The following is a 24,315-nucleotide window of genomic DNA, read 5'->3' on the forward strand; positions in this document are numbered from 1 at the left end:
GCCACATTCAACAAACCTGCCTTGGACGGTGCGTCCTAGTGAAGGTATCGCTGCCAAAATCCATCAGTTTGCCAGTCCGCCGGGAATCCCATGGGGTTCAACGGGACAGCGTTGAATTCGCCAAGAAGGTCCTTCAGCCGCGCGGCCCAATTGGAACCGGGACTGATGGTGCCCAGAACGGTTTGGAGCGCCACGATCACCGGGAAGACCCGGAATCGGCGATAAGAGCCTGAGCCTCGGAACGCCTGCGGGTCCTCCAGCCAGGAAACTCCTTCAGAACGCGGGATTTTCGGGGCCACACCGAACTGCCTGTTCCACACCCGGCTATGGTGGGCGCAGAGGTTCCGCGTGTATTGGAAGGTCCCCAGCCAGGAACTGAGCAGCTCGTCCGTAATGCCCAGGTGCCGGGCGATTTCTTTCCGGTCTTCTCGGTCTGCCAGGTTCCGGTAAAGGTACATCAGGTCACCGAACGCAAGCATCTCGATCATCATCCACGATGGCGGCAGGACAGGTTCGTCATAGGTGGAAATGTAGTGCCGAAGGAACGACTGCTTTTTGGCGTCCTCCATTGCCCTTTGAAGGTTCCGCGGCGGACGCTCCTGCAGACGCTGCAGATCCCGTTCCAGTCGTTCCTTTTCGTCGTCCCTGGCCTGAGTCAGGTCTCTGATAAGGCGCCCATGGTCATACCCGCGATCGAAGGCGGACCTATCCAAATACCAAAACGCATCCGATGTCTTCAGCGCCATATGGTTGGACAGGGTCGCCCGGAGGGCAACCTCGAACCGTTCGAGAGCGTCCATCAGCAGCAAACGCAGCCGGCGGTCAAAAATATAGAGTCCCAGAACGCTGTCGAACTTCGTCCCATCGCGGAAAAGGTGCTCCGTATCCGGCCGCTGAAAAGGCGTCATGTAGGGTGACAAGCGGTAGTAACCGATCCGCGCCAGATATCGCAGGACCCGGGCCTCATCGCTTACCTGCAGACCCCGGGATTTGAGCTGCTCAAGCTGCTGATCAAGATTCAACGCAGGCTTGTCATAACGCATAGTCAATCCCCTAAGTTGTCCGGGGAATGAAAGATCCCCCAATTTGCGCAGTACCTGTGAAGGCCCGAGGCGTGGGGGATATGTTGTTCCCAACTGTATGGTGTTCGACCAGATAATACAACCAGGGGTTGTATTCCGTCTGGTTGGACGCAGTTGTGTCAGCCCCGCCGGCCAAGGGAAGCGCCCCGGCCGACCACGCATCTGATGCATGGCCGGCCCAACACCCGCACTGGCCAAATCGTGGATGCCTTCAACCGTGCGAAAAACAGCACTAGCATCTCGAACGTCGACTATGTCCCCACGCCGGACCAGTCCTGGCCGGCCAACTCCACAATCATCATTGATACCGCCTGCGGACAGGTCATCGAGGACTTCCTGGTCGACGAAAAAAGTAGGGATCAGGAAGGCTGAAGCTGGCGCAGACCACTCCCCTACTCAGCCAGCTTTACAGAATCTCCATTATCGGCGTTAGGACACCCTGGTAGGCACTGTTCGTAGCATTTCTGACCGTGCCAGTGGAAATTGGCACCCGATCGCCGTACGTCTTCTGTGACTAGAAAAGCTCCGTAGCGAGGGATAGCTTCTGGACAACAGCCAGCGGGCTGCGGTGAACGTCTGATGCGAACGCGGGGGCGAACTTGCCAGAGCAAAGGCGACTGGCAATGAATGTACTGAGGAACAGAAAGTGGAACCTGATATTGGACTAGGACAGCTGTTGCAAAGCACTGAGACCGTCCTAGCTTTGCCTGATCGGTTATTTCCTCTGCGCCCCGGGGCATGGTGGCTGCCAAGAGCCTGATCGTGTGGCTAAGCTTCTGGTGCCACGTCCGCGAGTAAGACCGTTGCCAGCGCCGCGTCCCGCGGTACGTGAAGATCCAGTCCAGTTGCTGCGCGAAGACTCGCCAACCGATTGACCACCGTATTCCGATGGCAATAGAGGGACTCCGCCGCAGCCTTGATGGATCCGCTCTCTAGAAACAGGGTTGCGGTCTCAATGACTCTTGTCCTCTCCTGGAAGGGATGGTCTTCAATCCCTGCGTAAATCGTTCCGCCCATCCCGGGAGCAGGCTCGACAGGTGGTCCTAAGCAAGTCTCGGCCAAGCGATCCGCGCGTCGACCAGACAGCGGTCTTTTCTCCCCATCCGAGCGAGAGCCACGGCAGCGGCGAAGTGCGCCGGTACGCTCGACAGCCCCTTGATGGCCCCGATGTACCCTCCATGGACACCGGTATAGAAGGCGATGTCGCCTTCGGCATACTGGCGTCGGAAGATCACGAATACGCCTCCCGATTCGTAGTCGAAGATCGCATCCCTCTCTCGCTGACGCTCGAGGAAACTTTGCAGCAGAGGCATCTCGTCTCCGATCGCCGACACGAGCTCGAAGGTGGCGTCGAGGGGTACCTGAAGGGTACCGGCGATTCCCTCCAGCAGCCCGGGCTGGGGTTCCCCGGTCGGGGATACATGCCGGTCAGGGTCTGGCGGGTGATCCCGAGTTCGGTGCAGAGGGTGCTGACTTGGTTCCGGGCTTGCCCATGGACGCCAAAGCGAGCCGGAGTTTCGCCGCGGTCATTTTGTAGGGCCTTCCCCATTCCGGCCACAAGCGCAGGCTGACGCGAGGCCGGCGATGGTGCGTTCGGAGATGAGCTCGCGTGCGAACTCCAATGGTCGCCGGCGGACATCCGCTTGTTCATCAGGGTGTTCGTTCCAAGCAAGTCCTGAGCGGGCCAGCATTCTCGTTTTCATGGCTAGTAGGCCATGGGGACTATCTGGCCAAATGTTCCGTCGTCGTTGAGTCTTACGCCGTTGTATTTAAAGGTGCGGAGCACTATACGGCGGTCCTCGATCGCCAGGCCGTCAACGGACTGGAGGAGCTGCCGCTCGACGTGGAGTAGGTCCATGGGGTTGTTTAGCCAGACGACCATGTGGATGTTGTTGGCCCCGGTGACCGATGACATTAGGCGCAGGGCCGGTACCCGGTCGGGGAGTCCTTCACCCAGGGTCGGGACCCGGTCAGGCGGTATTGAGCCCCACAGGATGGCGCTGTAGCTGCGTCCTGATCCTCGTCGGGCGACGTCGCAGCGCACGGTGATGTATTTTCCACCGACCAGGCGGGTAACGCGCCGTGCGGCGGCCACCGGGGATATGCCGGCGACGGCAGCGAGTTCGCGAAGACTGGCGCGGCCATCAGCACTGAGCTCACGCATCAGAGCCTGGTTGGCGGTATCCATTTTTACCGCGGCTCCTTCGCCGGCATTAAATGCTTGCTTATGGAGTTGGGACAGGCTGCGCAGTTTTGCTGCCGGCAGTGCGTGGAAGTGCCACCGGCCGGCGTCGAGGATCTGGCTGGTGACGGAACGCACCGAGTAGTGCAGCACCCCGTCAAGACTGCCGATGGTAGTGAGCAGGAAAGTGGAGAGGCTGTGCTCTGCCGCAGCGATCGTCAACAAAAGATGTGCCGGGCCGGCGATGAACTGGATGGACATGAGCCGCTGGTCCGGAATGAGTTTCTCGACAACGTCCAGGACGCGGTTGTTCTGGCAGGTCAGTTCGACGAACGCCACGTCCATGACCCGCAAAAGTTCTGGCCCCGGTGTGATCGAGACACGGGCGAGTCCAGCACCGGTCAACCGCGCCCATCGTCGCGAAAGCGTCGTGGGGTGAACGTTCAGGACCTCAGCCAGGTCTTCCCATGGCGCACGCGGTGCCACTTGGAGGGCGTTGACTAACTCAATGTCCCGTTCCGCCAAGGGAGAACTATGCTGCACTATTTCTTCCATGGGATTATTTTCCTGCATTTTGGGACGCATGTTCTCGTGGACCGTAGAGTTTGCCTTCGTCCATATGACCCACGCCACATCGGAGAACCAATGGGATCCCCCTCATCATTCCAGTCCGTCGCAAAAGCGGACAAGCAGGTTGCAGTGATACGCCGGGCAGGCCAGGTCGCCTTTTGCCTCCCGAATGCAGGGTCAGCGTTGTGATGGCTCTGAAGACTCCCACGGAGCCGCGCCGCAGACTTGGGGCCCGGATTATCGACGGTGTAGAACGCGCCGGCAACAAGCTGCCTGAGCCTTTCGCCTTGTTCCTCTACTTGCTGTTGGGGGTCGGCATTGTCTCTACGGTTGTGTCATGGTTCGGCGTCAACACGCAGGTTCCCGGCAGCAGCAAGTTGACTCCCGTCAAGGGACTGTTCACCGGCGAGGGCATCGCCTGGCTGATGACCACAGCGGTCGATAACTTCATCTCCTTTCCCCCTCTCGGCGTAGTGGTCACCCTGCTGCTTGCCGTCGGCGTGGCAGAACGCACGGGCCTGCTGCTCACTCTCGTGAAATCGACGCTGGGCCGGGCACCGCGATGGGCCCTGCCGTACGTGATTGCGCTCGTGGCGCTGTGCGCACACATCATGTCTGACGCCTCGATCCTGGTAATTCCGCCGATCGCGGCGCTGGTGTTCAAAGCTGCAGGACGCAACCCGGTCGCCGGGCTGCTGGGATCCTACGCGATCGGCATTGCCGCGTTCAGCTGCACGCCTTTCGTCACGTCGACCGACGCCTTGCTGGCCGGCATCTCGAACGCTGCTGCCGTACCAGTGGCCGGGGCGGTCCTTCCCGTGACGGCGGTGTCCAACCTGGCACTGAACGTGGTGCTATCGGTCGTTCTGACAGTGGCCGGCGGCCTTGTCATTGACAAGATCCTTGAGCCACGCCTGAACCGGATGGGCGTCGGTACCGGCAAGGCAGCCGAGCACGACAGTGATGCAGCGGCATCCGCAGCAGTCACCGCACCCGAACGCAGCGCCCTGCGCTGGGCCGGGCTGGCGCTGGTGCTCGTAGTCGCCGGCGTGCTGGCACTGACCCTGCCCGAAGGCTCACCGCTGCGCAACGAGCAAGGCGGGTTCCTGCCGAAATCCCCCCTGCTGAGTTCAGTCATCTTCCTCGTGTTCACCGTCCTGATCGTTCCCTCCATCGTGTACGGGGCCCGATTGCGCAAGATCACGGGGATCCAATCCGTGGTTGAGATGATGGGCCAGTCCGTCAAGGACGCCGTTTCCTTCATCGTGGTGGCTTTCGTCATGGCTCAATTCCTGGCCCTGTTTACCTGGAGCGGTCTGGCCTCCTGGGTCGCTGTCAACGGCGCCCGCACTCTGCAGGACGTCAACTTCACCGGCTTCGGTGCCGTGATCGCATTCATTGTGGTGGTCTCGTTGCTGAACCTGCTCATCGCGTCGGGTTCCTCGCTGTGGACCCTCATCGCCGCAGTATTCATTCCGATGTTCGCCCTGATCGGCTATGAAGCCGGGTTTATCCAGGCCGCCTTCCGCGTCGGGGACTCCGCCACCCAGGCCCTCACTCCCCTGAACCCCTACCTCGTCATCATCCTCGCGTTCCTCCGAAAATATGAGCCCGACGCCGGCATTGGTTCGATAATCGGCCGGATGCTCCCCTTCACCATCGTGTTCTGGATCCTCTGGGTACTCGTGCTCAGCGCATTCTTCTTCACCGGCACCGGAACCGGGCCGGGCATGGGAATCCTGGTCCGCTGACCGAAACAAAAGACTGCGCCCCTGACGCCAAGAACACCAACCATAATGATGCGACGTAAGGCAGTACTGTGATGCACGAAGCACGACTTCCCCTGACCCCCTCCCCCACCGGGGCCGTTCTGAGGCTCACGGGAGCCAGACTGATCGACGGCACCGGCGCAGCACCTGTCGATGACGCAGAAGTTATTATCGACGGTGACCGCATCCTCTATGCCGGCCCACGGCGCGGCCCCGATGACCATCCTGAAGCAACGACCGTGGACCTCAAAGGAAAAACGCTCCTGCCCGGGTTCATCGATACTCACGTCCACCTGTCGCTATCGTTGGAAACGCCCCCGGCACAGCGCGCCGCACGGTTCGAGTCCGAACACGTCCTGGCCGCCGCAGGGATCATCCACGACACCCTCATGGCCGGCATCACCACAGCCAGGGACCTCGGCGGTCTCGACGCTGGCTACCGCAGGGCAATAGCGGGCGGCGCCATCCTCGGCCCGCGACTTCATTTGGCGGTTGCTGTGCTCTCCCCCACCGGGGGACACGCCGACACGTGCATGCCCAACGGCGAAAGGAGCATGTCACTGACGGCCTTGATGACCGTAGATTCTGACGACGAAATGCGACGCGCCGTTCGGACGCTGATTCGCTCCGAGGCCGACGTCATCAAGATCTGCACCACAGGCGGCGTATCCAGCCCTTCGGACACACCCCACGATCTTGGCGTTCCTGAACACCAGATCCGGCTGATAAAGAACGAGACCGCCCGCCGCAGCGGCCAGCCTGTCGCGGCACACGCCCAGGGTGCCGCCGGCATCCTCGAAGCACTGCGTGGAGGGGTTACGAGCATCGAACACGGATATGAGATCGATGCTGAAGCTATCGCGCTCCTGCAGGAGCAGGACGCTTTCCTGGTCCCGACCCTAAGCTCCGCCCTGCGCGTCCCGGACCCCGCGAAGGTCCCGGCCTACCTGTACGAGAAAAAAGTGCTGTGGTCCGGGATCGCCCGCGAACATCTCGGCGCGGCTCTCAAAGCAGGGGTGAAGGTCGCCATGGGCACAGACGCCGGCGTTTGTCCCCACGGCGAGAATTTGAAAGAGCTCGCGTACATGGTTGAACTGGGCCTGTCCCCCATGGACGCCATTGTCGCAGCCACCAAAAACGCGGCGGAACTGATGAGATTGGACGACCACCTTGGCACCCTGCAGGCCGGCAAGCTCGCCGACCTGGTCATAACAGAGATTGACCCGCTAACGGACATCAGCCTGCTCTCAGACCCGACCACCATCGGCGCCATCATCCAAGGCGGACGATGCGTGAAGGACCTCAAAGGATGGCTCCCCATGCCCGCCGCCTCGACGTTCAACGCCTCCTGAAACTCAGGGAACCACCTCGACGGACTGGACAGGCCCTCATCGAAACACTTATAGACCAACTCCATGGATCGACGACAATCACCGCAGGGACCGGACACCGGGCTCCCACGAGGCGCACTTACTGCGCCCCTCGGCCGGTCACCGGACCGGCCCCGTTACTGGCCGCGGCGGTCTTTGCTGCGGCAAAAACGTCCCGCCACTAGTCGGGGTGGTGCTCCGTCTAATGGTGGGGCCGCGCCTCTCAGTGGCGGCGGTGGTCGTGCAGCGGTGGTGCTGGGGGCAGGACCGGGGTGACAATTACTTCGCCGGTGGCGGTGGAATCCTCGTTCAGCATCCATCCCGTACGTTTGTGCGTTCTGACCCCGACGTCGGACTCGATGACTTGCACCGCAGGTGCAGCCTGTTGGAGGCCGGCTTCCACGTCGGCGATGGCACCTGGTGTGCGTAGCCAGAGATAGAACGTCAGATTGGCGTCTCCGGTTGTGGCGGCACAAAGCCTTAAGGTTCGGTAGGAGCGAAGATAACTTACTGCCGCCTCCAGCTGGGCGGGCGGTACGCGCACGTACCATTGGCAACCTATGGGGTAACCGGACCAGTCCTGGGCTAGTTCACAACGCAACGCCAGCAGGCCGGTCTCACATGCCTGGCGCAAGTGTCTTGCAACCGTGGTCGGATGGGTGCCCGTTTCGGCTGCGATCTCGACCGCGGAGGCTCGCCCGTCCCGTGCCAGTACGGTCATTAATTGCGGCAAGGTTGGAGGAGTGGCGCCGGGCGGACGTGTCACGCCGGGATGCAGGGCAGCTATGCGTCGTTGCTGCTCAGGGGACAGCACGTCCAGGCGCCAGTTGTTTCCGGCCGAGTAGAGCCTGGTCGCGAGCGTCACTTGGCTGCGCATAATGTCGGGATCGGTGCGCACTATTGGCAGCACGCCCCTGGCCACCTGTTCCCAATTGCGGGTGAGGACGGTCAGCCGGAGGTCCCAGGCCCGGGCCGCTTCCTCCACGGTTCCGATCTCGGGGACAGCGCACAGGCGTTCGAGTACTTCCGCCCGGTGCCCGGAACGGCATTCGAGGCCGATGAAAGTGACACACCCCTGGCCGTCGGCGGTGCCGATATGACCGGTGATCCAAGCCTGTCCTTCCGCGCGGAGCCGTTCCCAGCGGGCGGCAAGGGTTGCCGGATGCCGGCGGAGCACGGATCCGAGCTGGGTCCACGTGGCGCGGGGAGCGAGCTGAAGAGCGTGAATCAGTTCGAGGTCATCAGGAGGAAGCTCCATGCAGGATCCTTCGGTTTTCAGATGGTTGACTGCAATTTTCTCACGATATCGAGCGTGTGTATGGGTGAGACCTTCACACTCAAGGGATCCAATTTTCCTGCGAAAGGGCCCGCCGTGGCACGTCCCGCTTCCTCCGCCGACCTGACCATCGCCCTGCGCGATGATGCTGCCGCCCTGGCCGGCCAGATTGCCGACCTTCGCCACCGCCTGCACCGCGAGCCGGAGGTCGGGCTGGACCTTCCGCGCAGCCAGGAAAAAATCCTCGCCGCCCTCGATGGGCTGGGCTATGAGATCACCACGGGCACGGACACCACGTCAGTGACGGCCGTGCTGCGGGGAGCAGCGGGATCGAACGCCGGAGAATCGGTGCGTCCGGTGGTGTTGCTGCGTGGTGATATGGACGCCTTGCCGGTACAGGAGAAGACAGGTCTTGCGTATGCCTCCGAGGTTCCCGGCGCAATGCACGGCTGTGGCCACGACCTGCACACAGCGATGCTGGTGGGCGCGGCGAACCTGCTCGCGTCCCGGCGGGACCACCTCTCCGGCGACGTCGTCCTGATGTTCCAGCCCGGCGAAGAAGGCTTCGACGGCGCTGGAGTCATGATCCGCGAGGGCGTCCTGGATGCCGCCGGACACCGCCCGGACGCCGCCTACGCACTGCACGTCATGAGCGCCCTCGGCGACAGCGGGGCCTTCCTTTCCCGTCCGGGCCCGGTAATGAGCTCCTCGGACGGGCTGGTCGTGACCGTCCACGGGGCAGGCGGGCACGGCTCGGCACCGTTCGCTGCCAAAGACCCGGTCACGGTCGCCGCCGAAATGGTGCTGGCGCTGCAGTCCATGGTCACCCGCCAGTTCGACGTGTTCGACCCTGTCGTGATTTCCGTCGGCATGCTGCAGGCCGGCACCAAGCGCAATGTCATCCCTGACACGGCCCGCTTCGAAGCCACCATCCGTTCCTTCTCCGCCCAAGCCAAGACACGGCTAAAAACCTCAATTCCGCGGCTGCTGGGAGCCATCGCAGCAGGCCACGGGCTGGAGGTCTCGGTCGACTACATCGAGGAGTACCCGGTGACCCTCAACGACGGAGCCGAGTCCGCCTTCGCGCGACACACTGTCGAGGAACTGTTCGGCCCCGGGCGCTACAGCGAGCTGGCCCACCCGCTGGCAGGTTCCGAGGACTTCTCCCGCGTCCTGGCCGAAGTGCCGGGCGCATTCCTGTTCCTCTCCGCCGTCCCCGAAGGCACAGACGCCGCCACAGCGGCCTACAATCACTCACCGTTTGCCGTCTTCGACGACGCCGTACTGGCCGACGGAGCCGCACTTTACGCACGTCTTGCCCTCGATCGCCTCGCCTCCGCCTGAGCCTGGCTTACCTTCCCCGCCCCTTCCCAGGAGACTTCCATGTCCACTCCCCGCCCCAAGATGGCCACGCAGGCCGATGGGTCCACCCGCATGAGCCCGCCCCAGCGGTCCCGAATCCTCAAGACGCTGATTGGCACCGGCGCCGGGAACGCCGTCGAATGGTACGACTGGGCCATCTACGCCACGTTCGCCTCCTTCATTGCCTCCCAACTGTTCAGCAAGCAGGACACTTCAAGCGCCTTCCTCGCAACCCTCGCGATCTTCGCCGTCGGGTTTGTCGCGCGCCCGCTCGGAGGTTTTATCTTCGGCTGGATCGGCGACAAGGTAGGCCGCAAGGCCTCACTGACGCTCTGCGTCGGTCTGGCCTCGCTCGGCTCCCTGGCGATCGGACTGACCCCCACCTACGACTCGATCGGCGCGGGCGCGTCGGTCATGCTGCTTATCGCACGGCTGATCCAGGGCCTCGCGCATGGCGGGGAGCTTCCGAGCGCCCAAACCTACCTCTCGGAAATGGCACCACCGTCCCGCCGCGGCTACTGGGCATCGCTGATCTACGCTTCGGGCACAGTCGGCATCCTGTTCGGGACCCTGCTGGGCGCAGTCCTCTCCACTGCCATGCCGGAATCGACCATGGCCGCCTACGGCTGGCGCATCCCCTTCCTCCTCGGCGCAGTCTTCGGGCTGGTCGCTCTGGTCATGCGAGCCCGCATGGAAGAGTCCGAACTCTTCGAATCCGGGACCGCCACCCATGACGCTGTCGTCCCCGGCAACCCCACCCCACCCCACAGCAGCCTGTTCACCGATCTGGCCCGGCACTGGCGCCAGGCCCTGCAGGTCATCGGCCTTACCGTGGGCCTGACTGTCGCCTACTATGTCTGGGGCGTCTCAACCCCGGCCTACGCCATCAACGTCCTGAAGATCGACGCAACGGAAGCCCTCTGGGCCGGCGTGGCAGCCAACCTGGTCTTCATCGTGGCCCTGCCCTTGTGGGGCCGGCTCTCAGACCGGATAGGCCGGAAACCGGTCCTCCTGATCAGCGGCATAGGCAGCGCGCTGACCTTCTTCCCCGCCACCTGGTTCGTCCAAAACTCGGCCATGCAACTGGGACTCGCCATGTCTGCCATGCTGGTCTTCATCGCCGCATCCGCCTCCATCATGCCAGCCGTCTACTCGGAACTCTTTCCCACTGCCGTCCGCACCATCGGAGTGGCAATCCCGTACGCACTCTGCGTGGCAGCCTTTGGCGGCACCGCCGCATACCTCCAGGCCGGGTTCAGCATCTGGTTCGGCCCCGGCGGCCCCACCGTTTTCGGGGTGTACACGATCGTCCTGCTGCTGATCGGCGCTGCCACAGCGCTCTCGCTACGCGAAAGCCGCGGCATCGACCTCAGCACCCGCTAGCCAGCGGCCCACACCATTGCCCCTGCGACGATGGCGAGGCGGCACTGCAAGGCATGTCTTAGGGAGGGGAAGGGTTTTCTGAGCTGCGAAACAGTGATTGGCCGGGACCGCCGCTCCCCCGTCCGCCGGGTAGGTTCCGCGCCGGACTCCCGCGGGATAAGTGACTTTCAGCCCCCGAGTGCCGAAGTGCTTGCCTGCCTGTCCACCGTTCAAGGTTCCGTCCGCAGTGGGCTTGCCCGGGGGGATTTCTGAACTGCGCGCGGCTGCTTGATGCATTCCAACTTATGAGGGGAGGTTTTCAACCATCGTCGCAACAGACTCCTTTTTCGAACGCTACAGCTCTCCCCCACCTATTCTTGAACGGTGACTCTCATGTCAGCTGTTCTTTCCTTCGCGCTTGTTGCCTGACTTCTGACACTGGTCCCCGGCCCGGCCTGGACACAGCGTTAGTCCTGCGGTCATCCATTTCCCGGTCGCGAAGCTTCGCCTTCGCCACCGCCCTGGGGATCAGCACCGGCGCGATGATCTGGGGCGTAGCCGTGGGCGTATCAGCGCTGCTCGCCGCTTCGGAGTAGGCCTACCGTGTGCTTCCGCTCGCCGGAGCGGCCTACATGGTCTGGCTGGGAGCGACTCTCCTGCGGAAGAGTCTGCGAAAAGACAAAGTTCCTGCCAAGCCGGCAGGTAAAGCGGCTGAATTCACCTCCGGAAGCAATCATTTGTTCAAAGGCTGGCTGACCGGTACCGGAACAAACCGGAACAAACCTGCTCAATCCCTAGGTGGGTGTCTTTTACATCGCCACCTTCCCCCAGTTCATACCCGCAGGCACGTCACCACTGCTGATGGGCGTGCTGCTCGCCGGCGTCCACTGCCTGCTGTCCATGGCCTGGTTCACATTGCTAATCCGGCACGGGCTGCGCCGCCCGCTGGCTCGAGGTCGCCCGAAACATCCGCATCATCAACAGCATCACGGATCTGTCCTCGTAGGTTTCGGCGTGAAACTGGCCCTCGGACCCGCCCACTAGCTTTTCCTTGCTGTCCTCAAATACCTACAGGACTGAGGCTTGGGCAGTTTGACGAATTCTCCATTATCGGCGTTCTGCAACCTGTTATTTCGGGTGTGATTTGTTGTGTGTTCTAACCGTTGAAATACTGTGTCATCCGTGGCAGCATGGAGACATGACAGCAGTTGCAGGAGCCCGCGGAGGTCTGAAAGCCCACCAGGATTCCATCAGGTTGCCCGAGGCTGAGCTGGTCCGCGACCTCAGGGACATCCTGGGAGCGAAACTTGTCGCCTACATCGGCTCAGTGAAAGAAACCCGCGCCGTACGCCAGTGGGCCGACGGTCAGCGGAAGCCCTCCGCAGAAGTCATGACCCGGCTGCGGCACGCGTATCATGTCGCGGCGTTGCTGGCCGAGCGCGACTCCCGGACCGTGGTTCAGGCCTGGTTCCAGGGCATGAACCCTCAGCTGGACGACGTACCGCCGGCGAGGCTGCTGCGTGAAGGCCTTATCGACGAAGCCGCACAATCTGTCCTTGCCTCTGCCCGGGCCTTCGCGGCCGCCGGCTGACGGATGGAGCAGAACGAACTAGCCATCATTCCGGCGGCCGGCACTGTATGGCGCATCGGGTTCCGCCCCGAACCCTGGGCGTGGAGCGGCTGGGAATGGGCCACGGACGGCCGCTTCCCCGGCCGTTGGGACGACCTGCACGGCAACTTCCGCACTGTCTACGCCGGCTCAAGCCTGAAAGCATGCCTACTAGAGGTTCTGGCCGGTTTCCGGCGCGATGCCCGGCTCGCTGCGGAAGTGGACGAAATCGTCGAGGACGATGAAGACCAGGTACTGTACCCGACCATCCCACCAGGCGAAGTTCCGCGTGAATGGCTGGAGGCACGCGCCGCGACCCGCGCCGAGCTCTCCGGGCGTTACTGCGCCGTCACCGCCTCGCAAACCGTGGCCGCCCTGTATCCGCATTTCATCGCCACGGCTTTGAGTCTCGATCCACCGGCCTGGTTTGATGGGGCGGGGTCGTTCTGATGTTGGTGCGGGTTCGGTCGTTGGGCGTGACGGGGTTCCCGGCCTTGCTGCCGGTGATGTTCCGTGGTCCTGGTTGTGCCGTATCGGCTGGGTGGTTAGGTGGTGGCGGTCCGTGGTGGCCCGCAGGTCGCTTCGAAGAGTTCTGACCAGCTGGTTTCCCAGGGCCATTGAGCGGGCAGGTGCAGGGTGATCTTCCGTGCCGAGGTCGCGATTCTGGCGGGGACGGTGATGAGTTTTCGGCGGATGGTGCCGCTGCGTGCCTTGCCTAGGTCGGCGCCGGCGAGGGTGCCGATGGCGCGCGAGAGGTTGAAAGCGATGGTTGCCAGGACCAGCCAGGCGGCGTTGGCGGTGAACTTTCCCGAGGGCAGGTGCGCCAGGGCACTGTCTTTGAGGTCCGCGTTGACCTGCTCAATGATGGCGTGTTGGCGGTGGGTTTTGTCTGCGGTGACGGTGTCCAGGTCGCTGGTGGTGAAGAAGGCGTGGAAGCGGTGGGTGTGGAACAGGGTCTGTTGCCCTTCGCCTGCTTTGGCGTTCAGTTCCGGGATCCTGCGCACGACCAGGCGTCCGTGGACGCGGTCGGCTTTCTTTCGGCCCACGAACGCGGTGAAGGCGGTTTCGGCGACTTCCGCCGAGGAAATCCAGGCTCCGGTGGTTTCATCGCGGACCGCGTCGGTGTATTGGATTGTGGTCCAGGCCTTCTCGTTGATGGTGGCGATGGCTCTTTTGACGGCCGGGTCCATCCTGGCGGTAATGGACACTTTCGCGCCGGCGCGGTGGGCAGCGGCGACGACCGAGTGGCCGTAGAACGCGCTGTCGGCACGCAACAGCACCAAACCGGTGGCATCCTTTCCGCGCAGCCGTTTCACGGTGGCGAGGACGTCACTGATGAACTTCCCGGCCCCGCGCGGGGAGCCGGAGCTTCCCTTGCGCAGTCTGGCGCCGATGATGACCGGCGCCGCGGTCGCGGTCGAGAGGATCCCGATCAGCGCGTTCAATCCCCGGACTCCGGAGTAACCGTATCCGGAACCCTGTTTCCGGTAGCCGTGGACTTCTTTGATGGTGTCGTCGATATCGACCACAGCGTAATCATCGATACCTGAGGCGATCGGGGCCACGGCGGCGAGGTTCACCAGCCACCGGGCGGCGAGGGCGTCGAGCTGGCGGACATGGCCAAAGGTGAACGCCCGCAGGAACGATCCCAAAGTCGACGGGGCATATGCACCGGCGAAGAGTTTCTTCATCCCGCCATGCCGCAACAAGGCCATGTCATCGATGGAATCGGCCCCGGCGACCATGCCCGCGACCAGTGCACTGACCTTCAACCCCGCATTCGCGCCGAAGTATCCGGGCAGCGTCAGCCACTGATCAGCAAGTTCGCCAAGGCAGGTTTTTACCGCCAGCGCCATCGCCGGGACCAGACCTGCTGCCGACACGAGATTGGAATCATCGAACGCGGCTGACACGCGCGTGGATCTATGGAAAAGTTGCACCTACGAGATGCCTCTCGGATTGGTAAAACGGAGTTCTAGACAAACCCCATATTTCCCGACCCGACAGGCATTCTCCGTTTAAACCGCCGCTACGACCTCAACTCGTCCGGTGGATCGAGGCTAAGTCTCGGGCTGGCTGACTTTGATACCGCGGCGTTGAAGGATGCCAGACCTCGGCAGCTGACCCAGGCCATCGCAGCATGGCTCTACGAAACAACAGCGGTCGACGGGGTTACCTTCGCCTCCCGGCACGGCGATGACCTTCGCTTGTGGGCCGTTTTTGAGCGGCCGGGGGATCCCCAAGTCAGCCCCAAACTTGGCCGAACCCAGATCGTCGACGTCCACCATGACGCTGCAGCTATCAAGGAAGCATTCGAAATCCTCAAGCTCAAGTGGCGGCGTGAAGAGTAGGGCACGCCTCAACAGCCTCTGCAGTCAGGCCCAGCTGTCAGTTAGCTGACGAAAGGCCGGTTATCGGCGTTGGAAAATGGCCAGCGGAGTGCCCGCAAGGGGGGCCGTGACGCCCGTATGTGAGCGTGGCCTGAGAACTCAGGACATACGTCAAAGCCCTGGCCCTCACGGAACGTTAGAAAATGACGCTTTCGGCTGTACGCCGCAGTTCCTCGGCATCTTCGGCCAACAGAAAGCCCTCAGCGAGCATCCGATCAATTACCTGGGCATGGATGCGCCGGTATTCATCAGGGGTTCCGTAGGTTTCCAGGAGATTCTCGGGGCTGAGGGGAATCTCGTGGCCGTGGTACCAGGAGGGACGCCCCATTGGTGTGGCTGCTACGAGGGTTGAAAGCGGCGCGTCGGTGTATGTGGTGCGCAGGCCTCCAACGGCATTTCCCCATTGTCCGCGCACAATCGTGTCCGTCTCGCCCATGGTGGCAAGCAGCTTAGAGGCCGGGGGTATGCGCAGTCCTTCGGACCAGTCCGCGAGCATTTCAAGAAGTGCGTTGTAAACGTGCGAGTTCGGAAAGGTTGACCATTTTGCCCCTTCCGGGAGGGGACAGTCACGAAGCCTGTTCTTGTCCCGGTCGCTCATGTGCCGGGTTTCGCGGTGGGCCATTCCGGCGACCTCAAAGAGACGGAATGTGTTGGAGTCTTTGCGGCGATGGCTCAATCCTCGGACCTGGCCGGATACTCCGCACGCCCAGCGAACAGACTGGAACTCGGCCTCTCCCAGGACCTCGATGACCGGCACATCAATGTCCGGGAGGGCGTCGCCCCCTGAAGCCCCTGGAAGGTAGCCGTCGAAAACTGGGCCACCATCTGGGCGTCTGCGTACGTTGTGGTGTCTTTCAATGAAGCGTCGGACCACGCCGCCAGTTTGTGAGATGCCCGCGAAAAGGAGCGTCCTGACGGTAGCTTGGGGAAGACCTGGCAGTCCGGCACGGAGGGCGGTTGCGACTTGGGCGATAATCTCGAAGGACTGGGGTGTGGCCTGCCACCAGCGTTTCTTGAATTCGTCGTACTGCTGGGCGAGCAGTTCGGGGGTCGGGTTCTCCGTGAAGGGGATGGTTGCGGCGAAATCGCTGGCCAGCTCTCCGTCGATGAATCTCATGTTGGAGTATCGCTCGGTGTTCGCCCCCTTGATGAGATCAAGTGCCGACGGTGCCTGGGAGTCAATTTCCACCCACATGTACCCGCCACGCATCAACTGTCGGTTGTAGGCTCGCCATACGGATGTCCCGCCCCAGATATGGCTCACTTCAGCAAGGGCGCGCCCGTTGAATTTGCTCATGTCCCTTGGGCGGCGGACGAGAATACGCGTGGCATACTCATGGTCTGCGGCTACGCCTGAGACGAAGTACTCCTCTTGGACGTAGTCGTAGCCGGACAGCCGGTCCAAGCCGTAGGGCTCAAGGACGACCGCGGCATTATCCGTAGTCTCGGGGATCGGGCCTTGAATCAGGGCGTGTTGGGCCAAGGAAGGTGTGGTCATCTTGCTGCATCTCCTGAAAGCTGCTGGTGTGTCTGTGGGTCGGATGGGCTGTCTTAGAGGCTGGGTGCTGATTCGAGCAGGATCCGGGTGTAGGGGTTCGACGGCTGGTCGAAGATCCTTCGGGCGGGCCCGGATTCGACGATTTCGCCTTGATAGAGCACTGCCACCTGGTCACTCATGAATTCGACAACCGCCATGTCATGGCTGACGAAGATCATGGACAGGTTCCGTGCTTCCTGGATGTCTTTAAGGAGGTTCAGGACACGGGCCTGGACTGATACGTCCAACGCCGATACCGGTTCATCGGCCACGATCAGTTCCGGTTCGAGGGCGAGGCCGCGGGCGATCGAGATACGCTGTCGCTGACCTCCGGAGAATTCATGTGCAAGCCGGCCAAGCCAGCTTTCCGCGAGTTGAACCTCGTCGGCCAGGGCACGGGCGCGTTGGTGGCGGTCCGCCGGGCTGTAGAGGTTCTGGACCCTGAGGGGTTCCTCCAGAAGCTCCTGCAGCGTCATCCTGGGGTTCAGTGAATTGGAGGAGTCCTGGAAAATCATTTGCATTTTGCGGCGGAAGAGCCGAAGTGCCTCCGGCTTTAGCGTAGAGATGTCCTCACCGAGGACGGTGACGGACCCGGAAGTCGGCTTGATGAGTCCGATGGCGATCCTGCCCAGCGTCGACTTACCGGATCCGGATTCGCCAACCAATCCCAGGACCTGGTTGCGCTCTACTGTCAGCGAGGCATTCTTCACCGCAACGTGCTTGGTCTTCCGGAAGGTTCCGCCGAGCTGGAATTCCTTGGTCACACTGGAAAGTCGCAGGACTTCCCGGGAGGTGTGCTGCTCGGAGTTGTGGTTCATTTCGCCACTGCTTTCGTGAACTCGCTTTTATTGATGACCGGTAACCGGTCAAGGCGCTGACCAAGGCGTGGTGCCGCCTCAAGGAGGCCTCGGGTGTAGCCCGAGCGCGGACAGGCGATGACGTCAGCGGTTGTCCCTGCCTCCATTTCGTACCCGTCCAGCAGGACGACCACGTCATCGGTGTATTTGGCCACCAAACCGAGGTCATGGCTGATGAGAATGAGGGAAAGACCCAAATCATCGCGAAGTCTCATGAGCAGGTCCAGGATCTGTTTCTGGATGGTGGCATCCAATGCCGTTGTCGGTTCGTCCGCCAGAAGAAGCGCAGGTTCACAGGAGATGCTCATGGCAATCATGACGCGTTGTCGCATGCCGCCGGAGAGTTGATGGACGTAGGAGCCCATGACGCCCCGCTGGACCGGGATGCCTACCAGGTCCAGAAGTTCCTGCGCCCGGGACTGGGCTTGGCTTTTGGACAGGCCCAGATGCAGGCGCATGGGGCGGACCATCTGTTCGCCGATGCTCATCGTGGGGTGGAGGGCGCTCATTGGTTCCTGAAAGATGAATCCAAGTTCCGGTCCGCTGAGTTTGCGCCGTTGAGCTGGCGTGACCTGCAGCAGGTCGTTGCCTTTGTAGAAGACTTCGCCGTCGGCCACAGCGACATCTGGAAGGATGCCCATGATTGCTGACGCTGTCATCGACTTGCCCGACCCCGACTCCCCCACAATGCCGAGGGTCCGGCCGCGTTCCAGGCGGAAGTCCAAGTTATGGACGACGCGCTGGGGACCGGCCTCGTTGATGATGTCGACGCTGAGTCCGCGGACCTCAAGCAGGACGTGTTCTGTGTTGTTCATGGGTTAGTCCTTGATGTCCAGGCGAATACGGGGATCCAGGAACGCGCAGACGACATCCACCAGCAGGTTGACGAGCACGAAGATGATTGCGATGAAAAATATGCATCCCTCGATCAGCGGATAATCCCGCCGGTCCACGGCCGTGAGCAGCAGCTTGCCGAGCCCCGGCAGGGAGAACACGTTTTCGGTCACCACGGCTCCTCCCAATAGGGAGGCCATGGAAAGTCCAACGACGGTCACCACCGGGACCAGGGCTGAGCGGAAGACGTACTGGCCGGTGATGGTGCGCTCGGCCAGGCCCTGGGCACGAGCTGTCGTCACGAACGGCTGGTACTTGGCGTCAAGAACGCCGTTACGTGAATAGCGGAACAGCGTTGCTGCTTCCAGTACCCCCAGCGCCACCGCGGGAAGCGCCATGAACCGCAGGAACTGGCCGAAATCGGTGGTAGGCGGGACGTAGCCGGCAACAGGGAACCAGCGGAGCATCACGCCGAAGACGAGGACCATAAGTATGGCCAGCCAAAACGTTGGTGTGGCGATTCCCACGGCGGACCCCATCACCATGGCTTTGTCCAGGGAGCGGGACTTTGTGCTGGCGGCGATGGCGCCCAAGAGGGGCCCGATCAACACAGCGACAAGGAGGGCGAGGACTGCGAGCTGGGCGGTAACCCCTGCTGCGGCCAGGACTGAGTCACTGACCGCTGTGCGCAGGAAAATGGATTCGCCGAAGTCGAAGCGGATCATGCGTCCCAGCCAGGCGATGAACTGCAGCCAAAGCGGGTCGTTCAAGCCCATCTCCTGCCGAAGATTCGCGATGTCCGCAGCGGTTGCTTCCTCGCCAAGGATCACCGCCGCTGGGTCGCCGGGCGTGAGCCTGAGCAGGATGAACAGCATCACCATGGGCACAGCCACTGTCGGGATCAGTGCCAGAAGGCGTTTGAAGATATAGCTGAGCATGAGTCAGTTCCCTGCCTTTGTGGCAACTTTGGTCGGCGACTTGAGCTTGGCGAGCTTGGCGATCCGCCGTGCCCGCGGATCCATCGCGTCTCGAAGACCGTCGCCAAGAAGGATCAGACCGAGCACGGTGACGAGGATGGCCACGCCAGGGAACACACCTATCCACCAGGCCACGGCAATGTATTTCTGGGCTGCCGAGAGGCTGGCACCCCAACTCGGTACGTCAGGGGGAAGGCCGATACCTAGAAAGCTCAGCGCGGCGATAGACAGCACAGTTGCGGCAAAACCCATGGTCGCCTGCACAATCAGGACCGAAACGGCCTCCGGGGCTACATAGCGGGTCAGGATCCAGCTGTCCTTGGCACCGATGGCCCGGGCGGATTCGACCATCGCTGTTGATTTGACGCTGAGGGCCGCAGAACGGACAACTCGGGCAATTGGCGGAATGAGCACCACGGTAAGGCCGAAGATCACCGGCCCCAGACCCCGGCCCAGAACACCGACCAGGCTCATGACCAGGATGATGTTCGGGAAGGACATCATCCCGTCAATCACCCGCATGACGATGGCGTCAAGCTTGGGAAAGTAGCCGCACAGGATGCCGATAACATAGCCGATGACCACGGCCAGCACGGTGCAGAGCCCGGCTATCCCCAGCGCCGTCTGCGCCCCGTAGAGCAGAATGGTCCACATGTCACGGCCGAGGTCATCCGTTCCCAGGGGGAACCCAGCCCGCGGGGACTTGAGCCGGTTCACCGGGTCAACAAAATTCGGGTCGCCGCCCAAGAGTGGTGCAAGTAGCGCCAGCAGGACGACGACAGTGATGATGCCGGCGCCGACCATCGCCGAAGGGTTCTTCAGCAGCGCTTTAACGTTGGATTTCATGGTGTCATTTCTTGTGCTCGGGTGGGTCTAACGAATTACTTGCCGAGCCAGATGTTGTAGAAGCCGCGGACGGTGCCTTGCGTCGGTTCGAAGCCGCCGACCTGAGCTGCCGTGACTACCAGACGCGGCTCGTGGCCGAGCTTGACGAAGGGCAGTTCATCCCAGATGAGCTGTTGGACCTTGTCCCAGGCTGGCTTACGAGCGGCAAGATCCTTGCCTGCGGTCACGCCGGCCATCAGGGATGCTTTCTCCGGAGTCTTCCACCAGCCAGGGAACCCATCGTTAAGGAAGACCACCGTGAGCGGATCGGAATAGGCGGTTCCACCCGCGAGGAAGATGTCCCACTTGGATGAATCGGTGCGTGCGGAGCCAAACGTAGCTGCGTCCAATGCCTGCAGGTCAACGGTGAAGCCAACTGACTCCAGTTCTTGCTTCAGCAGCGGCCCGTAGCCGTCAGAGTCCGGCCGATAGAGGATGCGAATGGGAGTGTGGTTGTAGCCGGCGTCCTTGAGAAGCTGTTTGGCCTTTCCTGGGTCCCGGTTCTCATAAATGTCTTTGCCCGCTTCAGAAAACCAGGGCGAGTCCTCGGGAAACAGGCTGGAAGTATTGTTGAAATACTCGGTGCCGCCGAGGTTTTGGGCGGCAATCGCTTCAGGGTCGACAGCGTTCAGGACGGCCTGCCGAAGTTTGAGGTCCCTCATAGGCCCTGTTTTGAGATTGAACTGCAGCAGCGAGAAACCCGCTCCTTCGCTGACCACCGGACGCAGGCCGGGATCGGCCTGGTACACGGAGAGCTGGTCCATGCTGAGGAATTGCGGGACGACGTGCAGTTGTGAGGTGCGTACCTGGTTCAAAGCATTGGAATCGCTGTAGGGAATGAATTTGATCGAGTCAGCGTAGGCGGTCTTGGCGCCGGCGGCCCCGTCCGGCTTCTCATTTCGTGAGGCGTAGCCTTCGAAGCGCGAGATCAGAGCTTGCTGGTCGGTGACAAACGAGTCGAGTTTGTATGGCCCGGTGCAGTCAAGGCTTGTCAGGTCCTTGTCGCCAGCGGTCTTCAAGGAAGCGGCAGACATAATGTAGGCCCCTGTATCGGGGGTGGCGAGCAGCGCGGGAAGGGCGCCCGTGGGTTTTACGGTGGTGATGCTCACGGTGAGGTCGTCAACGACCGTAATGTCCTTGGCCAGGTTGTTGAACAGCTTTCCGGCATCAGCATTCCGGTACCGCTCAAGGGAAGCAACAACATCCGCCGCGGTCAGATCCGCGCCGCTGTGCAGCTTGACGCCCTTTCGGAGGTGGATCGTGTATGTACCGGTCGAGGCGTCGTACTCGTACGCGTCGGCCAACCCATTGGATACCGAGGTGTTGGCGGCGTTGGCGAAGAGGCCCTCGCAAACTGAGGCGGCAACCATCCAGTTGGACCGCGAGGTGGTGACGTAGGGATCGATCATGGCCGGCAGCGAGGCGACGACCAATTCTCCGCCCTTGACGGGGTCGGCACTGGCGCTTGTACCAGTAGCAGGGGAACCGCTACATGCGGAGAGCAGGAGTGCTGCGCTGATCACGGTGCCGATAACGCCGGCGGTGGTCTTGGGGATCACGGCGAAGCCTTTCAAAGAATCCGGGATATTCCGGGTATTGGGATTTAAAAAGCGTATGTCCGTCCAGTGTGACGCGGGCATCATTTACCGCTTAACCGGTAATCAGTTACGTCAAGCTTCCCGCTCCCTGTGAAGTTCGAAGGACGAGCCGAACAATGCGGGTTGTTTCATCGGGGTACCTTAGGGCGCGGGGGCTGACTGTCCACGGGAAGAGCCCACTATCTGCCGATATCAGCTTCCAGGTCCACGGGAACCGACGGTAGGTCCAGGATCCAGGGTCAGGTCCGTGGCCGTCTGAGAACTCCTCCGCGTCGGAGCGCGGTTGAGGGGCCGGGCAAGAGATAGCATTCCGCGACGTGGAATTCTGCTGAAGACCATGACTACGGTTAGTGCACCTGCTGGAGGCTTCAGCGCGGACCTAGTCGGTTTCTGGTCCTGTGCAGTAAGGGCAGTCTGAAGCACAGTTAGCCACGTCAGCGACGGTCGGATCCGGGCCCGGCGATACTTCAATGAGCAGGTTAGATGACATGATTTCCTCATACATGGAAAGATCGAAAAATTGCGTTGCCCCTTACCAAAGTCCGAGGAGATGGATAGCCGCCGATCACGCGAAAGACGATCCTGGACTCCCGGCTAGAGGCTGGAGAGTACTCGCCGCGCCGAAGAGGCGGGATCAGAGCTGTGGCCTCCGTGAACGGACACCTTGGTTTCTGCTATGTCGTTGAAGACGAATAGGCGGCGGCCCTGGCCCCGCTCAAGATGAACCCACATAACAAGCCCATCGAACGTCACATGATCCACGGTTCCTGTGAATCTCTCGCCCGCCGCTGTGGTGACAGTAATCGTCATACCCCTGACGAGACTGCTCCAGTCCGCCTGAGATCCAGATCTGAGCTCCCTGCGTACCGGAGCCTCTGGCTGGCTGTGTTTCAAATGGATCAGGTTTCTATTCTTCATGTGGGGGTCCCTTGAGATGGGCGGACATTGGGCAGTGGAGTTGAAGTCAGCGGAAGGCGCAGGGCCGGCAACTCTCTGATCGGCACGCCCTGCGCGAGATCAGCTCCGATGCCTTGAGCCTATCGATGCTACGAACTCTTCCCGGGCGACTTACCGCGCATCCGGTAAGGCTGGTGTCGCCGACCGCGCCGCCCCCTTGGCACGGGTGCGGAGTGCCTCTAAGCGAGCATGGAGGTGACGAAATCCGTTCCGAGGCCCTGTACTACTTCAAGCTCCAGGCTGTAATAGACGTAGCGTCCTTCCCGTGAGGACTTCACCAGGCCAAGACGTGCCAGCTGTTGTAGATGCCGAGACGTCTGGGGCACCGTCATTGCGCAGCTCTCAGCCAATGCAGACGTCGACATCGGTTCCCGGGACAGCAATCGGCACATCATGGCGCGCCGAGGATCAGCCAGCATCCTCATCCGGGCCAGCGTCACTTCCCCCGTCTGCCTCACTTCCTGGTACAGGGGGTACTGAAGCAGCGGTACGAAGCCAGGCTCATTCTTGACAAGGAGATGAGGGCGCCCATGCCTGCTCGGCAGGACTACAAGACCTGTTCTCAATGGCTTAAGGATCGCGCTCTTGTTCTTCTCGATATGGACGCGCAGCGGCGACGCCTGAGCGCTAACGTTGCCCCCGATACGCGCCAGCCCGAACGCGGGGCCATCCTTACGCAGGACTTCGCGGAGGTGCAACTGTTCCTGTCGCAGTGCCGGCAGCACCGAATCCCACGCGGAGTCGAAAAAAACTTGACGGCATTCACACAAGAAAGCGATCAGTTCGCCCCGGAAACGTTCAGGGTCACCCAAGAGCCTTTCGGCCAACTCCACTCTTCGCCCTGAAAGTGCACCGGCCGCGGCAAGCAACTGATCAGACTGTGTGGCGTCCGACAGCAGATCATCGAATATGCCCCGGCTGTTCCCCCCGGCGCACGCCCACGCAGTCTCTTGCATGAAACTGATCACGGGCTGGTCTGCCAGGCGCTCCAACTCAGAGTCAAGGCTCTCCACGCTGTCTCCGCCGCCCTGGCACCCGATGTAAAAGTATCGGGCGCGGTAGGCCATCCACAACGGCGAAAGCCGCATCATGGTGTCGACAAACTCACCTGTCGCCTGCTCAATGGCGTCGGCTGCCCAGCTCGCCTGGCCGCGGTGATGGTCCGACTCTGTCAGCACGTGAAGACAGGCAGAAAGCTCAGCCAACGGCGACACCACGATCGAGAGTGCGCTATCGTCCGTTCCAGCGAGCAAGATCAACACACTCATACGCGAAGTCTATTCCGAGAGAAATTATGATCGGTCCAGCATTCCTGCACGTCACCGCTTGCAAAGCGATGATATAAAACGCCGAGCCGATACCACCAATAGTTACCGGGTCCCCGGTAACTACTTCACTCCTATCGCCCGAGTACCTTCATCCGGAACGATCAGTCGCCTTCGCATGCGAAGTTTCCGTGAGCCTAGCCGTTCGAGGACCCATGGGTCATTGGCCGTGGCGATGATGGCCTTGATGCAGCCGAGCCAGCCCTCCCGGTTGCCGAAATCGCCGACCGTTGTGTCTTTGCCGTGAAAAGTAGACGCCATCGCCCGCACGATTGGTGCGGTCGTAGGCGAAATAGTGGAAACGACATTGGAGGACAGACTGCCCGGGGGCAAAAGTCGACGGAGTGACTCTGGACGGCGGATCTCCGGACCT

Annotated in this window: 21 protein-coding genes; 8 read left to right on the forward strand and 13 right to left on the reverse strand. The window is 61.7% G+C overall.

Translation table 11 applies throughout. From position 1 onward, the window contains the following. Nucleotides 1-35: 35 nt before the first annotated feature. Nucleotides 36-1,136 carry an Abi family protein gene (locus tag PY310_RS03800; protein WP_275212861.1) on the reverse strand — a complete coding sequence of 367 codons (1,101 nt, stop codon included), beginning with the start codon at nucleotides 1,134-1,136 and terminating at the stop codon, nucleotides 36-38. A gap of 147 nt (nucleotides 1,137-1,283) precedes the next feature. On the opposite strand from PY310_RS03800, the gene PY310_RS03805 reads away from it, so the two are divergent. Then, on the forward strand, nucleotides 1,284-1,454 hold the full coding sequence (locus tag PY310_RS03805; RefSeq protein WP_275212862.1) for a hypothetical protein: 171 nt from the start codon (nucleotides 1,284-1,286) through the stop codon (nucleotides 1,452-1,454). Between the two features lie 396 nt (nucleotides 1,455-1,850). Here PY310_RS03805 and PY310_RS21615 read toward each other — a convergent pair whose 3' ends face one another. The 3 genes from PY310_RS21615 to PY310_RS03820 form a co-directional block, all read right to left on the reverse strand. Beyond that, a complete protein-coding gene (locus PY310_RS21615; RefSeq protein WP_419095447.1) occupies nucleotides 1,851-2,099 on the reverse strand; it encodes a helix-turn-helix domain-containing protein in 249 nt (82 codons plus the stop codon). Nucleotides 2,100-2,125: 26 nt separating this feature from the next. Continuing rightward, nucleotides 2,126-2,416, reverse strand: coding sequence for a hypothetical protein (locus PY310_RS03810; protein ID WP_275213145.1), 291 nt, complete (start codon nucleotides 2,414-2,416; stop codon nucleotides 2,126-2,128). Between the two features lie 371 nt (nucleotides 2,417-2,787). Beyond that, nucleotides 2,788-3,819: an Lrp/AsnC family transcriptional regulator gene (locus PY310_RS03820; RefSeq protein ID WP_275212863.1), complete on the reverse strand. Its 1,032-nt coding sequence runs from the start codon at nucleotides 3,817-3,819 to the stop codon at nucleotides 2,788-2,790. Between the two features lie 203 nt (nucleotides 3,820-4,022). On the opposite strand from PY310_RS03820, the gene PY310_RS03825 reads away from it, so the two are divergent. Next, the gene (locus PY310_RS03825; protein WP_275212864.1) at nucleotides 4,023-5,585 is read left to right on the forward strand and encodes an AbgT family transporter; all 1,563 of its coding nucleotides are present in this window, start codon (nucleotides 4,023-4,025) and stop codon (nucleotides 5,583-5,585) included. A gap of 71 nt (nucleotides 5,586-5,656) precedes the next feature. Next, a complete protein-coding gene (locus PY310_RS03830; RefSeq protein WP_275212865.1) occupies nucleotides 5,657-6,955 on the forward strand; it encodes an amidohydrolase family protein in 1,299 nt (432 codons plus the stop codon). A 241-nt stretch (nucleotides 6,956-7,196) separates the two neighbouring features. Here the strand turns inward: PY310_RS03830 and PY310_RS03835 are convergent, their stop codons facing one another. After that, entirely contained in the window at nucleotides 7,197-8,231 is a 1,035-nt protein-coding gene (locus tag PY310_RS03835) for an Lrp/AsnC family transcriptional regulator (RefSeq protein ID WP_221384567.1), read from the reverse strand. 147 nt (nucleotides 8,232-8,378) lie between these two features. Between PY310_RS03835 and PY310_RS03840 the strand changes: the two genes are divergently transcribed. The 4 genes from PY310_RS03840 (at nucleotide 8,379) to PY310_RS03855 (ending at nucleotide 13,032) form a co-directional block, all read left to right on the forward strand. Then, nucleotides 8,379-9,593 (forward strand): M20 metallopeptidase family protein, encoded by a 1,215-nt coding sequence (locus tag PY310_RS03840; protein ID WP_275213137.1) that lies wholly within the window; start codon nucleotides 8,379-8,381, stop codon nucleotides 9,591-9,593. Between the two features lie 90 nt (nucleotides 9,594-9,683). After that, nucleotides 9,684-10,994 carry an MFS transporter gene (locus PY310_RS03845; RefSeq protein ID WP_260323357.1) on the forward strand — a complete coding sequence of 437 codons (1,311 nt, stop codon included), beginning with the start codon at nucleotides 9,684-9,686 and terminating at the stop codon, nucleotides 10,992-10,994. Nucleotides 10,995-12,171: 1,177 nt separating this feature from the next. Further along, nucleotides 12,172-12,564: a hypothetical protein gene (locus tag PY310_RS03850; protein WP_275212867.1), complete on the forward strand. Its 393-nt coding sequence runs from the start codon at nucleotides 12,172-12,174 to the stop codon at nucleotides 12,562-12,564. 3 nt (nucleotides 12,565-12,567) lie between these two features. After that, nucleotides 12,568-13,032 (forward strand): RES domain-containing protein, encoded by a 465-nt coding sequence (locus tag PY310_RS03855; RefSeq protein WP_275212868.1) that lies wholly within the window; start codon nucleotides 12,568-12,570, stop codon nucleotides 13,030-13,032. 95 nt (nucleotides 13,033-13,127) lie between these two features. Here the strand turns inward: PY310_RS03855 and PY310_RS03860 are convergent, their stop codons facing one another. After that, nucleotides 13,128-14,522: an IS1380 family transposase gene (locus PY310_RS03860; protein WP_275212870.1), complete on the reverse strand. Its 1,395-nt coding sequence runs from the start codon at nucleotides 14,520-14,522 to the stop codon at nucleotides 13,128-13,130. Nucleotides 14,523-14,678: 156 nt separating this feature from the next. Here PY310_RS03860 and PY310_RS03865 point away from each other — a divergent pair, with 156 nt between their 5' ends. After that, complete coding sequence (locus PY310_RS03865; RefSeq protein WP_275212872.1) at nucleotides 14,679-14,933, forward strand: hypothetical protein; 255 nt, start codon at nucleotides 14,679-14,681, stop codon at nucleotides 14,931-14,933. 175 nt (nucleotides 14,934-15,108) lie between these two features. On the opposite strand, the gene PY310_RS03870 is transcribed toward PY310_RS03865, so the two are convergent. The 7 genes from PY310_RS03870 to PY310_RS03900 all read right to left on the reverse strand — a co-directional run bounded on the left by PY310_RS03870 (nucleotide 15,109) and on the right by PY310_RS03900 (nucleotide 23,885). Continuing rightward, on the reverse strand, nucleotides 15,109-16,470 hold the full coding sequence (locus tag PY310_RS03870) for an alpha/beta hydrolase domain-containing protein (protein WP_275212873.1): 1,362 nt from the start codon (nucleotides 16,468-16,470) through the stop codon (nucleotides 15,109-15,111). A 53-nt stretch (nucleotides 16,471-16,523) separates the two neighbouring features. After that, nucleotides 16,524-17,327, reverse strand: coding sequence for an ATP-binding cassette domain-containing protein (locus tag PY310_RS03875; RefSeq protein WP_275212874.1), 804 nt, complete (start codon nucleotides 17,325-17,327; stop codon nucleotides 16,524-16,526). Continuing rightward, complete coding sequence (locus tag PY310_RS03880) at nucleotides 17,324-18,181, reverse strand: ABC transporter ATP-binding protein (RefSeq protein WP_275212875.1); 858 nt, start codon at nucleotides 18,179-18,181, stop codon at nucleotides 17,324-17,326. The genes PY310_RS03875 and PY310_RS03880 overlap by 4 nt, the downstream gene beginning before the upstream one ends. Nucleotides 18,182-18,184: 3 nt before the next feature. Continuing rightward, nucleotides 18,185-19,138: an ABC transporter permease gene (locus PY310_RS03885; RefSeq protein WP_275212876.1), complete on the reverse strand. Its 954-nt coding sequence runs from the start codon at nucleotides 19,136-19,138 to the stop codon at nucleotides 18,185-18,187. 3 nt (nucleotides 19,139-19,141) lie between these two features. Next, nucleotides 19,142-20,023, reverse strand: a complete 882-nt coding sequence (locus PY310_RS03890) for an ABC transporter permease (protein ID WP_275212877.1) — start codon at nucleotides 20,021-20,023, stop codon at nucleotides 19,142-19,144. Nucleotides 20,024-20,058: 35 nt separating this feature from the next. After that, nucleotides 20,059-21,621 carry an ABC transporter substrate-binding protein gene (locus PY310_RS03895; RefSeq protein WP_275212878.1) on the reverse strand — a complete coding sequence of 521 codons (1,563 nt, stop codon included), beginning with the start codon at nucleotides 21,619-21,621 and terminating at the stop codon, nucleotides 20,059-20,061. Nucleotides 21,622-22,796: 1,175 nt separating this feature from the next. Further along, entirely contained in the window at nucleotides 22,797-23,885 is a 1,089-nt protein-coding gene (locus PY310_RS03900; protein ID WP_275212879.1) for an ArsR/SmtB family transcription factor, read from the reverse strand. Nucleotides 23,886-24,315 lie beyond the last annotated feature (430 nt).

The sequence above is a fragment of the Pseudarthrobacter naphthalenicus genome (assembly GCF_029076445.1).
GTDB classification, from domain to species: Bacteria; Actinomycetota; Actinomycetes; order Actinomycetales; family Micrococcaceae; genus Arthrobacter; species Arthrobacter naphthalenicus.

What these genes read in the sequence shown, in the direction of transcription:
- PY310_RS03850 (WP_275212867.1), top strand. Translation starts at nt 12,172, where the DNA reads ATGACAGCAGTTGCAGGAGCCCGCGGAGGTCTGAAAGCCCACCAGGAT.
- PY310_RS03870 (WP_275212873.1), bottom strand. Translation starts at nt 16,470, where the DNA reads ATGACCACACCTTCCTTGGCCCAACACGCCCTGATTCAAGGCCCGATC.
- PY310_RS03835 (WP_221384567.1), bottom strand. Translation starts at nt 8,231, where the DNA reads ATGGAGCTTCCTCCTGATGACCTCGAACTGATTCACGCTCTTCAGCTC.
- PY310_RS03830 (WP_275212865.1), top strand. Translation starts at nt 5,657, where the DNA reads ATGCACGAAGCACGACTTCCCCTGACCCCCTCCCCCACCGGGGCCGTT.
- PY310_RS03855 (WP_275212868.1), top strand. Translation starts at nt 12,568, where the DNA reads ATGGAGCAGAACGAACTAGCCATCATTCCGGCGGCCGGCACTGTATGG.
- PY310_RS03825 (WP_275212864.1), top strand. Translation starts at nt 4,023, where the DNA reads ATGGCTCTGAAGACTCCCACGGAGCCGCGCCGCAGACTTGGGGCCCGG.
- PY310_RS03885 (WP_275212876.1), bottom strand. Translation starts at nt 19,138, where the DNA reads ATGCTCAGCTATATCTTCAAACGCCTTCTGGCACTGATCCCGACAGTG.
- PY310_RS03845 (WP_260323357.1), top strand. Translation starts at nt 9,684, where the DNA reads ATGAGCCCGCCCCAGCGGTCCCGAATCCTCAAGACGCTGATTGGCACC.
- PY310_RS21615 (WP_419095447.1), bottom strand. Translation starts at nt 2,099, where the DNA reads ATGGGCGGAACGATTTACGCAGGGATTGAAGACCATCCCTTCCAGGAG.
- PY310_RS03880 (WP_275212875.1), bottom strand. Translation starts at nt 18,181, where the DNA reads ATGAACAACACAGAACACGTCCTGCTTGAGGTCCGCGGACTCAGCGTC.
- PY310_RS03900 (WP_275212879.1), bottom strand. Translation starts at nt 23,885, where the DNA reads ATGAGTGTGTTGATCTTGCTCGCTGGAACGGACGATAGCGCACTCTCG.
- PY310_RS03875 (WP_275212874.1), bottom strand. Translation starts at nt 17,327, where the DNA reads ATGAACCACAACTCCGAGCAGCACACCTCCCGGGAAGTCCTGCGACTT.
- PY310_RS03820 (WP_275212863.1), bottom strand. Translation starts at nt 3,819, where the DNA reads ATGGAAGAAATAGTGCAGCATAGTTCTCCCTTGGCGGAACGGGACATT.
- PY310_RS03890 (WP_275212877.1), bottom strand. Translation starts at nt 20,023, where the DNA reads ATGAAATCCAACGTTAAAGCGCTGCTGAAGAACCCTTCGGCGATGGTC.